Genomic DNA, 11,085 nt, shown 5'->3' on the forward strand with positions numbered 1-11,085 from the left:
AAGCTAAATGTCGGGTTCCGGGGTGAGTTCCAGGAGGGACGCGCCGACCGGGCGCCGTTGTTGCCAGGCTGCGAGAATGTGACGCACGGCGGCGGTGGCCGCCCAGTCCTGCGGCCGGATACGTGAGATTGCCAGCGCCACGGCATCGGCCACCGTGGGGTCGCTCAGGGCGCGTTCGAGGACTTCAGGGTCGGTGCCGGCAGTTCTCACCGGTAGAATGGCGGTACGCGGCCTGCCGGCTACCGTGGAGACCTTTGTGCGGTCGAGTTCGGTCAGCAGGTTCTGCAGTGCCTGTGTGGCCGCGGGCCCGAATTCGTCGTCGTTCAGGTGCGGACGCAGGAACCATCCCAGGCGTTTGATACTGCCGCGCTGCGGCTGCGGCTGCGGCTGCGGCTGTCGTTGTGGCTGTGGCTGTGGCTGGGGCTGGGGCTGGGGCTGCGATTGTGGTGCCGTTTCGCCGGCTGGCCGCTGTGCGCCGGTGAGGGTTCCCAGCGACAGCGTCTGGATCGGGTCCAGCTTGATGGTGGCGCGAAGCCGGCGCGCCTGTGCCGCCAGGATGTCGCTTCCCTGCGCGAGGGTGTGGAGGACAACGGAGGCGGTGGCGCGTTGAACGGTGTTGCCGGCGGCGGCCTGCTCCAGCGCGCGGATCACAAGAACACGCATCCGAGGGTCGGTTGCAATACCCGCAAGGGTGAGGGCCCGCTGGCGCAGGGCGTCGTTCGGCGGGTGCTGGAGCAGTTCCAGCGCATGGTGGGTGAGCAGCATCCGGTACTGGGGTGTCCGGGCCGCGAGATCGTCGTCGAGCATGTCGGCGGCGAGTTCGGCACCGGCGCCGATCACGAGGGCGAGCAGCTCGGCGGCTTCGATCTCGCGCAGCAGGCTGACGACCTGGGCGCGCAGGTGCTCGCGCAGGATGAAGGTGCGCCCGGCGGCGAGCAGCCAGGTGTTGCGCCAGTGCGCCGATGGTGCCAGCAGGCGTAAGCGTTCGATCATGACGTCGTCGGTACCGGCGACGATGGCACGGGCGGCCATGAACTCCTGCAGGCTGCGGACTTCGAAGCCGATGCTGTCCTCGCCCTTGGGGATCAGCAGGACGAGGCGATGGGTGGCGGCTCTGACGAGGTTGTCGGCGAGGCGGTGGATGTCGGGCTCGGGGTGGCCCTCGGCGTGGAGCCGGGCGACGGCAACGGCTCGGAGCCGTTCGGCGGGCATGGCGGCGTCCGCTTCGCCGTCGGCTTCGGCGAGGACCTGCAATTCCAGCCCGACCCGTTCGTGCAGCGCGTGGACGTCGGCGCGATAGTCGTCGAGCAGGCGGGCCAGGGGACCTCGTTTGGCGGCTTCGCGGGCGTAGATGGTGTCGTAGTAGGCGTCGAACAGCCGGGAGCGGTCCTGCGGGACGCGCGAGCGCTGTTCCAGCAACAGCGACATGATGGTGACCTGGAGCGGGGTGCGCATGAGCCGGGCGGTCAGGGGTTCGTCGGCGGCCCGTTGGACCCGTCGCAGCACCCGGTCGCGCAGGTCGGTGTCGTCGCCGTGGCGGGCGTCGGCCAGGCGGGTCGCGTAGGCGATGGCACCCGGCGGCAGCAGCGGGGCCAGGGTGAGATGTTCGTACAGCGTGTCGGTGAACTCGCCGGTGTAGCCCTGCGGTCGGGTGGTCGCGACGATGAGCAGGTCGGCGTCGACGCGGGTGGCGTCCACGAGAAAGTCGGTGACGTGCCGCATGAGGTGCTCGCGGGCGTGCGGGGAGGCGACCTCGTCCAGGCCGTCAAGGACCAGCAGCCACGGCCAGCTGGCGAGCCAGCCGCGTAGTTGACCGGCGGTGACCCGGTCGGTGGCGCGGGCGCTGACCCGCTCGGCGATCCAGCGCAGCAGGGACACGTCCGATCCGCCGGCGACCTCGTCACCGTAGGCGGACAGTTCCACCCGGACGGGCCAGCGGCGGCTGTTGGGGACCGGCAGGTTGATGTCGGCCAGGTTGGCGCGCAGCGTCGTGCGCAGGCTGCCGGATTCGGGTCCGAGCCGGTCGGTCTCGCCGAGCAGGGCCACCCGGTAGGCCTGTGCGATCAGCTGCCCGAGGGTGGTCTTGCCCTGGCCCGGCCCGCCGACCAGTACGACGTGTGGACGCCGCTGGCCGATCAGGCTCGGCCGCAGCACGCTGTCGCCACGTTCCAGCACGTACCGGGCCGCGTCGACGATCTCCAGTTTTTCCGGCTGCGGCCGCAGCGCCGGGAGGTCGACCGCGATGCGTCCGAGTGCGAGTTTCTCGTTGTCGGCATGGCCCGCCTGCCCCAGCCGCACCCACTGTTCGGCGAGCATCTCCTTGATCGCGTGGGAGGTGAGGACCTCACCGAGATCCGCGGCCTGCCCCTGGAGCACGTCTGCCAGCAGCGCCAGGACGTCGCCGGGTGTGATGAGCCCGCTGAAGGCCTTGCGGACATCGGCGTGGCCGTCGAGCAGCCGGCAGATCGTGTCGTGGTGCCAGGTCCCCCAGCCCTTCAGGCCCAGCGTCGGGGCGTATCCGCGGATGAGTTCGTCCATCGTGTCAACGCCACCGGCCTGGGCGCCGGAGAGCACGACGTTGGTGGTGAACAGCAGATACCGGGGGAGGCGGCCCTTGCTGCGCCGGGCGGACTCCGGGTCGGCCCATCGTTTGAGTTCCGCCTCGACGGTGGCGCGCAGCCAGCGCGTATCCGGGGTCGTGCCCAGCGGGCGGCTGCGGAACTTCGCCTGGATGACGACGTAGCCGTTCCAGTCGGCGGTGTGATCGTCGGGTGCCCAGCGGACCCGGCCGCTGTAGGTGGCTTCGCGGCCGCCGTCGGGGCCGTCGCCGAAGACGCCGACACCCGGCCCGAACACCTTCAACGCCAGCGCCTGGGTCAGGTGCTCGAACTCGCGGCTGTCGAGCCGGGTCAGGTCGTAGTCCACGTCCTGCATCCTGCCGGGACGGGATCACCGACAGCCAGGATGGGTGGGGTGGGCAGCCGGCGCTTGACGGCGTGGCGGCCCTTGTTCTACGTTTAACACATCGATTAATTAACGTCAGGGTGAAATACGATGGCAGCTGATCGACTCAGCACGATCTTCGCAGCGCTGGCGGACCCGACCCGCCGGGCGATCCTGGCCCGGTTGGCGGAGGGCGACGCGACCGTCACGGAGTTGGCTGAGCCGTTCTCGATCAGCCTGCCGGCGATCTCGCGACACCTCAAGGTGCTCGAGCGGGCCGGGTTGATCTCCCGAAGTCGCACGGCCCAGTGGCGCTCGAGCGCTCTCACCGCCGGGCCGCTGCAGGAGGCCACAGCGTGGATGGAGCGCTACCGCCAGTTCTGGGATGCAAACTTCGAGCGGCTCGACGCCCACCTTCGGCACATCCAGCATGCGCAGTCGCCGTCCGCGGAGGACCAGCCGTCCGCGGAAGACCAACAACAGGACCACCAACAGCAGTGACATCAGTCAGACATCACTCAGACATCAGCGAGATGTCAGCGAGAGAGGAACAGTGCCATGGCAGATTCCCCGGCAACCAACGAACTGGTCATCACCCGGATTTTCAACGCCCCGCGGGAACTCGTCTACCGGGCGTTCGTCGACCCCGACCAGATCGCGCAGTGGTTCGGTCCGGTGGGGTTCTCCGTGCCCCGCGACACCGTCGAGGTCGACGCCCGGGTAGGCGGCTATCAGCGGTTGGTAATGGTCAGCGACGATGACCCGACGATGCGCTCGCCGGTCAACGCGACGTTCACCGAGGTCGTCGAGAACGAACTCCTGGTGGGCACCGAGGAGGTGGAGGGTATTCCCGGCTTCGAGGGGATCGCCCAGATGTACATGCGACTGGAGTTCCACGACGAGGGCGGAAAGACCCGCCTGGTGCTGCGCCAGGGCCCCTACACCGACCAGATGGAAGGTATGGCACGCGAGGGTTGGACCAGCTCCTTCACCAAGCTCGACGCCCTGCTGACGCACTGAGCCCTGCTGACGCCGGCGCCTTGCGTCATCGCTGCCCGCACGCCGCTTCGCGCTGCATCCATCCCAACCCCACTCCTTGATCCGCATTCCCTTCGGTGCGACGAGTGGAAGGATGACGTCAGGAGGCGCTGGTTTTCGGGCGGAAAATGTATGTCAACCATCCACTCGTGCTGGGCCGGCTACCCACCAAGGCGTCGCTGCCACAGCGGCTACACATCCGCGCGGCCACCCGCCGGCCTTCACCCGCTGGCGCCCACTCGCAGACCTGCACATCCGCCTCCGCGGCGCGTCCGCCTCGCGATCTACGCACCCCAGCCTCGCTCCTTGATCCACGCCCCTGTTGCCGGACGTTCCAGATCACCTGAGGCGCGGGCCTCCGTTGACAGGTGACTAAATGGTCACCTATCTTCGAGGGCGTGGACGCGGTGTTCAGAGCGCTGGCCGATCCGACGCGGCGGGCGCTGCTCGACGAGCTCTTCCGGGAGGACGGGCAGACGTTGAGCGCGCTCGAGGCGCGGTTCGACATCACCCGTTTCGGCGTGATGAAGCACCTCAAGCAGCTTGAGGAGGCGGGCCTGGTGGTCACCAGGCGGCGCGGACGGGAGAAGCTCCATTTTCTGAACCCGGTCCCGATCCGGCTCGTCCACGACCGGTGGGTGAGCAAGTACGCCGAGCCCTGGGCGGCTGCGCTCAGCGGCATCAAGCAGCGACTGGAGAATTCCATGGAGAAGGTTTTCGAGATCTACATCCGCACCACTCCGGAGCGGCTGTGGGAGGCGATCACCGATCCCGAGATCAGGAGCAAGTACAACTTCGGTGCGCGGGTCATCTCGGACTGGACACCGGGCTCGCGCTACGAGATGGGCGCGCCGGGCGCACCCGGCCCGCTCGGCGAGGGGGAGAACCTCGAGATCGACCCGCCGCGCCGGCTCGTCCAGAGCGCAACCATGCTCTGGAGCGACGAGGTGAAGAGCGAGGGCACCTCCAGAATCACCTGGGAGATCGAACCGATCGGCGACTCGTGTCGCCTGACCGTCACCCACGACCAGTTGCGCGAGGGCGCGAACGAGGAGCTCTACGGCGGCTGGCCGATGATCCTGTCGGGCCTGAAGACGTGGCTGGAGACCGGCGAGCTGCTTACCACCCCGGGATCCCTGATGTACTCCTGAGCCGGCTCCTACCGTGAATCCTGCCGTGAACCTCGCCGTGAATCCTGCCGGCGGTGCGACCGGGCATGGCGCCTGCCGGGGGAAATACACTCTCTCGGCATGACTGTAGTTCTGCCCAAAGGCGGGAACGTGGTGCTCTCGCCGCGGGTCGGGCGAGTCTGTGTCGTGCTCGACTCCGCCGCCGGGCCGGCATTGGACGCCAGCGCGCTGCTGCTCACGGCTTCCGGCCGCGTCCGCAGCGACGCAGACTTCGTCTTCTACAACCAGCCGCGCTCGGTCGAGGGTGCTGTGACTCTTGCGGCGCGGTCCGGGCGGCAGGAGACGGTCACCGTCGACCTGGCCCGGCTACCACCGGAGATCTCAACCGTTGTCGTCGCCGTGTCGACCGACGGCCAGCCGGTCGGCGCGGTGCGCGGTCTGCATGTCCGGGTCCATGAGGCGCCCGGAGCCGGCGCGACACCCGCACCCGGTTCGGAGATCGTCCGGTTCGAGGTCACCGACGCGGGCGCCGAGACGGCGTTCGTCCTGGGTGAGCTCTACCGGCGGTCCGGCCAGTGGAAGTTCCGCGGGGTGGGCCAGGGTTGGACCTCGGGCCTGGCCGGGCTCGCCACGGACTACGGCATTACCGTGGATGAGCCGCCCGCCTCGGCCAGGCCAGCAGCTCCAGCTCCAGCTGCCGTTCCAGGGCCAGGGCCGGTTTCAGCGCCAACGCCGGTTCCGGTTCCGGTGCCGCCGAGCCGGACGTCCAAAGCGAATCCGGTGTCACTGGCGAAAGCCGTCCGGCTGGAAAAGCAACTCGCCGGGGCTTCACCGGCCATGGTCGACCTGGTCAAGCGCGCCGGGGTCTCCTTGCAGAAGAAGGGCATGTCCGAGCACCGTGCCCGGGTCGCACTCTGTCTGGACATTTCCCTGTCGATGAGTAGGCTGTACAACAAGGGTAAGGTGCAGCAGCTCTGCGAGCGCATTCTCGCGCTTGCCGTCCAGTTCGATGATGACGGTTCCTGCGATGTCTTCACCTTCGGCAGTAATGGCCACGACGAGGGCCCGCTCGATCTGCGTAACTACCAGGGTTGGGTAGCCGGGCTCATGCGCCACCGCACGCTCGAGGGCGCCACCAACTACGCAAAGGCCATGCAGGTGGTACGGCAACACTACTTTCCCGATTCGCGTGGGCGGCGGCGGGACCGGCCTCGTCCCGACGTGCTGCCCGTCTACGTGATGTTCGTGACCGACGGCCAGGCGACCGACAAGCGGGCCGTCCGTGACCAGATCACCTGGGCGTCCTACGAACCGATCTTCTGGCAGTTCATGGCGATCGGGAAGACCAGTCGTAATGTCAGCGCCGGCGCCGTGACAATGCCGAAGCGCGGGGGCCTCGGTGGCCTTGTCGACCGCCTGCTTGAGAGCAACTTCAGCTTCCTGGAGGAACTGGATGAGATGACCGGGCGGTTCCTGGACAACGCGAACTTCTTCTCGCTTGCCGACCCGACGGCGATCGGCGATGACCAGCTCTTCGACCTGCTGATGTACGAGTACCCGGGCTGGCTCACCCAGGCCCGTGCCCGCGGCCTGGTCACCGGAACCTGACCAGTTTCGATTAGCGAAGATGTCGTCGCATTTCGGCCGCAAATCGCGGCACGCCTGCGCGTTCGAGGATGGCGGGGAATACCACGGCGACTGTGTCTCACCTTGTGCGGGCTGGGACAGCGGTTACGTCATACAGGTTGTCGTCCTCGGCATCGGAGGCCATCTGGTCCAACACGTGCCTGCGTTCGCGGCGAGTGCGTTCGCGGTAATCAAGGATGTCGTGGAGCATGACCCGACGGTGGCGTCCCCGCATGGTGTACGAAACCTCACCTTCGGTCAACAGGCGTACCAGTGTCGGCCTGGAGATGTTGAGCAGGTCGGCAGCCTCCTGCGTCGTCAACATCGTGTTGTGCGGCGCGATCGACACGGCCAGGCCCTGGGCCAGCGCTGCCACCACGTCACCCAGGACGCCGTAGAGTTCGTCGGGGATTTCGATCTGCGAGCCGTCCCGGCCCACCAGGCGAGCCCTTGACGGCGCCTCCACGTCCGCCAGGCCGCGCGCGAACCTGGCAAGGCCCGACCGGTCGGCGGGGGGTAGGACCGTTCGTTCGCGAAGCGCATTCGACATAGGGCCAGCATGCCTCGTATTCGAAAAAAACGTAAGCACGGTCGAAGGTGATGCTTGCCCGCAGGCGTTGAGCGGGTTGCTATGGGCGCCGCGTTCCATGATCTACGCCCTCTGTTGCCGGGCACTCTTAACGATGTGAATCTGATGCTCCTACCACAACACCAGATTCACATCGTTCCCAAAGAGCGCCCGGCAACAGTCCCGCGACGCCGCGACGCCGCGCCCCCGGTCGCCGGTCGGCGGTCGCTCTGAGACAGAGCATGTTAATATGATCGTTACCAAGGGTAAGGATAATACGGCCATGACGTACAGCTCCCTCGGCCCATCGGCAGGCGCGACGACTGGCGGGAAGGTCGCCACGTCCGCGCTCGGGGTCCACCTGCGCGCGGACGGCGCTGATGTCGGCGTGTTGTCCGCAGTCGCCGACGCGGTCGATTTCTGCCTTTTCGATGATGACGACGGCAGCGGCAGCGGCAGCGGCAGCGGCAGCGGCAAAAGCAATGGCGGTGGCGGCGAGACGCGGGTGCCCCTTGAGCAGGACGACTCGGGCACCTGGCGCGGCCATGTGCCCGGCGTACGAGCTGGGGACCACTACGGGTTCCGGGTGTCCGGCCCGTGGGATCCCGCCGCCGGGCTGCGGTGCAACCCGGCGAAACTGCTGTTGGACCCTTATGCTCGCGCCGTCACGGGAACGGTGCGATGGGGGCCCGAGGTGCTCGGGCACATCCCCGGTGAGCCGGACCGCCGCAACGACGCCGACTCGGCCGGCTTCGTACCCCGGTCGGTGGTGGTGGCGCCCGCGCAGCCTCCCGCCCCGGGGCCGGGCCGGGTGCCGTGGTCGGAGACCGTCATCTACGAAACCCACGTCAAGGGTTTCACCCAGTTGGCTCCGGATGTGCCGGCGCCGCTGCGCGGCACCTATGCCGGTCTCGGCTCACCCGCGGCCGTCGACCATCTGCTCCGGTTGGGTGTGACGACCGTCGAGCTGATGCCGGTGCACCATTTCCTGCACTCCGGCGTCCTGCTCGACAAGGGCCTGCGCAACTACTGGGGATACGACTCGATCAGCTATTTCGCCCCGCACGGCGAATACGCGGCGACGTCGGTCCCCGGCGGGCAGGTCGACGAGCTCCGGACCATGGTCGAGGCGCTGCACGCCGCCGGGCTGGAAGTGCTGCTGGACGTCGTGTTCAACCACACCGCCGAGGGCAACGAGAACGGCCCGACGCTGTGCTACCGCGGTCTGGACAACGCCGCCTACTATCGGCTTGTTCCCGGGCAGCGGCGCTTCTACTATGATACCACCGGCACCGGCAATACCCTCGATCTCGCGCATCCCGCGGCGCTGCGCCTGGTTCTCGACGCATTGCGGTACTGGGTGATGGCGATGGGCGTCGACGGTTTCCGTTTCGACCTTGCCGCGTCGCTGGCCCGTGACGAGGACGCCGGGTGGGATGTGTACTCCGCCTTCCTCGACGCGATTGCGGCGGACCCGGTGCTGTCCGCGGTGAAACTGGTCGCCGAGCCGTGGGATACCGGTGTTGACGGCTATGACCTCGGCCGTTTCCCGGCGGGCTGGTCGGAATGGAACGGCCGCTACCGTGACGACGTCCGCGACTTCTGGCGGGGTCTGGATGGCCGGGTTCCGGCGCTGGCCACGAGGTTGGCCGGCAGCTCCGACCTGTATCCGACCCGCGGCCCGGTGGCGAGCATCAACTTCATCACCTGTCATGACGGTTTCACACTGCGTGACCTGACGTCGTATGACGCCAAGCACAACGAGGCCAACGGCGAGGGGAACCGGGACGGCACCGACGACAACAGGTCCTGGAACTGCGGCGCCGAGGGCGACACCGATGACCCGGCCGTGCTGGCGTTACGCGCCCGCCAGCAACGCAATCTGCTCACCACGCTTTTGGTCAGCGACGGCGTGCCGATGCTCTCTCACGGCGACGAACTCGGCCGCAGCCAGCACGGCAACAACAACGCCTACTGCCAGGACAACGCCATCTCCTGGATGGACTGGGCCGCCGCCGCTGGCAACGCCGACCACCCTGACCACCCGGACCGCGCCGATCTCATCGCCTTTACCGCCGATCTCATCGCCTTTACCGCCGGTCTGATCCGGCTACGCCGCGAGCACCCGGTGCTGCGTGCCCGCCGATTCCCGACCAGCGTCTCGCCCGCGGCCGGCGGTGGCGTTGTGCAGACCTGGCTGCGCCCGGACGGGCAGCCCATGACCGCCGGCGACTGGAAGGCCACGTTCGCCCACGCACTCGCCGCGCACCTGCGCGGCGGCAACGGTCCCGGCCACAATTTCGGGGACGATGGCGGGGCTGAGGCCGGCGAGCTGCTGCTGGCCTTCAACGCCTACTGGGAACCAGTGACCTTCACCCTCCCCGGAACGGGCTGGGGGCTCGTGCTGGACACCACCGTCCCCGACCCGCCACGATCGGCTCCCGCCGGCCCGGCCGGCCCCACCATCGACGTCGGCCCACGCAGCGTCGTCATCCTCAGCCGCTCCTGACCGGGCAGGGTGGCCCGCCGGCGGGCAGGGTCGGTGTCGCGTTGCGCGACCGCGTTTCGCCGTGCATACTTGAGGCGCCGAGGCAGTAGCTGAGGAAGTAACCCCGGTCCCTCCCCGGACGAGGAGCGGCCGGGGTCTGCGTTATCCGGGCCCAGCGCAGGGCAGGGCGGCTGACCGCGCCCACACGGTCCAGATCCCTCCTTTCCCTTCGGCCCACGCGAACCCATCGGCGAGCCACAGCAGAGGCTCTTCGTGTTTGCGCATGTGCTCGTAGGTCAGTGGGGGTTTCGGACCGAGCGCGGCGCGTAGCAACGTACGAGCCTTGGCGAGATCGGCGATGGCAACCTGTACTATGGCCAGCCGGTATATCCCGCTACGGCAGGATTCATCGCCGAAGGCGTGACATAGCTGATCTTTCGTCATAGTTTTCTGACTGTACGCCACTACTCCGACACGATGGTCGGCCCACGCAGCGTCGTCATCCTCAGCCGCTCCTGACGGGCCGGGCCTGCCGGCAGAGTTGCGCGGTCGTGCAGTCAGCGGCGGCGGAAGGGGCCGCCCTTTGGCGCGGGACGCGGGCCGGGCAGGGCCAGCGGCGCGTCCGCCGGGACGCGCCGGACGGCCGGGTCATAGCCGTCCAGCTCGCCAGGCTCGAAACGGACATTCTTGATCATAAACCAGAAGGGGTCGTCCGGTTCGCCGATCAGCTTGTACGTACCGTCCGGTAGCAGGAGCGCCCACCCACTCCGCACCCCGATCATAATCGCGATCTGTCGGCCGGTCGCGGTATCCCACAGCCGCACCGAGCCATCCCCACCCCCCGAAACGATCATGGTGCAGTCCGGGGAGAACCCCACCGACCCCACCCAGCCGGTGTGGCCGGTCAGGGTGCGTAGTTTACGGCCGGTCGCGGTGTCCCACAGCCGCACCGAGCCATCCGCACCCCCAGAAGCGATCATGGTGTCGTTCGGGGAGAACCCCACCGACCACACCGAGCCGGTGTGGTCGGTCCGGGAACGCAGCGCACGGCCGGTCGCGGTAGCCCACAGCCGCACCGAGCCATCCCCACCCCCAGAAGCGATCATGGTGCCGTCCGGGGAGAACCCCACCGACCCCACCCCGCCGGTGTGGCCGGTCGTGGAACGCAGCTGTAGGCCGGTCGCGGCGTTCCACAGTCGAACCGAGCCATCCCCACTCCCAGAGGCGATCATGGTGCCGTCTGGGGAGAACCCCACCGACCCCACCCCGTCGGTGTGGCCGGTCAGGGTGCG

General features: G+C 68.1%; 7 protein-coding genes and 1 pseudogene. 5 read left to right on the forward strand and 3 right to left on the reverse strand.

The annotated features are described in order from the left end of the window. Positions 1 to 3: 3 nt before the first annotated feature. On the reverse strand, positions 4 to 2,925 hold the full coding sequence (locus tag U9979_RS09490; RefSeq protein WP_322779069.1) for a hypothetical protein: 2,922 nt from the start codon (positions 2,923 to 2,925) through the stop codon (positions 4 to 6). A 129-nt stretch (positions 2,926 to 3,054) separates the two neighbouring features. Between U9979_RS09490 and U9979_RS09495 the strand changes: the two genes are divergently transcribed. The 4 genes from U9979_RS09495 (at position 3,055) to U9979_RS09510 (ending at position 6,719) form a co-directional block, all read left to right on the forward strand. Then, on the forward strand, positions 3,055 to 3,444 hold the full coding sequence (locus U9979_RS09495; RefSeq protein WP_322751580.1) for a metalloregulator ArsR/SmtB family transcription factor: 390 nt from the start codon (positions 3,055 to 3,057) through the stop codon (positions 3,442 to 3,444). Between the two features lie 57 nt (positions 3,445 to 3,501). Then, complete coding sequence (locus U9979_RS09500; protein ID WP_322751579.1) at positions 3,502 to 3,963, forward strand: SRPBCC family protein; 462 nt, start codon at positions 3,502 to 3,504, stop codon at positions 3,961 to 3,963. Between the two features lie 416 nt (positions 3,964 to 4,379). Further along, positions 4,380 to 5,132: an ArsR/SmtB family transcription factor gene (locus tag U9979_RS09505; protein ID WP_416219815.1), complete on the forward strand. Its 753-nt coding sequence runs from the start codon at positions 4,380 to 4,382 to the stop codon at positions 5,130 to 5,132. Between the two features lie 99 nt (positions 5,133 to 5,231). Beyond that, positions 5,232 to 6,719: a VWA domain-containing protein gene (locus U9979_RS09510; protein ID WP_322779071.1), complete on the forward strand. Its 1,488-nt coding sequence runs from the start codon at positions 5,232 to 5,234 to the stop codon at positions 6,717 to 6,719. A gap of 97 nt (positions 6,720 to 6,816) precedes the next feature. On the opposite strand, the gene U9979_RS09515 is transcribed toward U9979_RS09510, so the two are convergent. Then, positions 6,817 to 7,287, reverse strand: coding sequence for an excisionase family DNA-binding protein (locus U9979_RS09515; protein ID WP_322779072.1), 471 nt, complete (start codon positions 7,285 to 7,287; stop codon positions 6,817 to 6,819). Between the two features lie 301 nt (positions 7,288 to 7,588). On the opposite strand from U9979_RS09515, the gene glgX reads away from it, so the two are divergent. Beyond that, complete coding sequence (gene glgX, locus U9979_RS09520) at positions 7,589 to 9,814, forward strand: glycogen debranching protein GlgX (RefSeq protein ID WP_322779073.1); 2,226 nt, start codon at positions 7,589 to 7,591, stop codon at positions 9,812 to 9,814. Positions 9,815 to 10,350: 536 nt separating this feature from the next. Here the strand turns inward: glgX and U9979_RS09525 are convergent. Next, positions 10,351 to 11,085 (reverse strand): annotated as a pseudogene (locus U9979_RS09525) (WD40 repeat domain-containing protein); the annotation flags it as partial.

This window comes from Protofrankia sp. Cas4 (assembly GCF_963555915.1).
GTDB lineage: Bacteria > Actinomycetota > Actinomycetes > Frankiales > Frankiaceae > Protofrankia.

Excerpts from the sequence above, each read along its gene's own strand:
- U9979_RS09510 (WP_322779071.1), top strand. The coding sequence starts at position 5,232 with ATGACTGTAGTTCTGCCCAAAGGCGGGAACGTGGTGCTCTCGCCGCGG.
- glgX (WP_322779073.1), top strand. The coding sequence starts at position 7,589 with ATGACGTACAGCTCCCTCGGCCCATCGGCAGGCGCGACGACTGGCGGG.
- U9979_RS09515 (WP_322779072.1), bottom strand. The coding sequence starts at position 7,287 with ATGTCGAATGCGCTTCGCGAACGAACGGTCCTACCCCCCGCCGACCGG.
- U9979_RS09495 (WP_322751580.1), top strand. The coding sequence starts at position 3,055 with ATGGCAGCTGATCGACTCAGCACGATCTTCGCAGCGCTGGCGGACCCG.
- U9979_RS09500 (WP_322751579.1), top strand. The coding sequence starts at position 3,502 with ATGGCAGATTCCCCGGCAACCAACGAACTGGTCATCACCCGGATTTTC.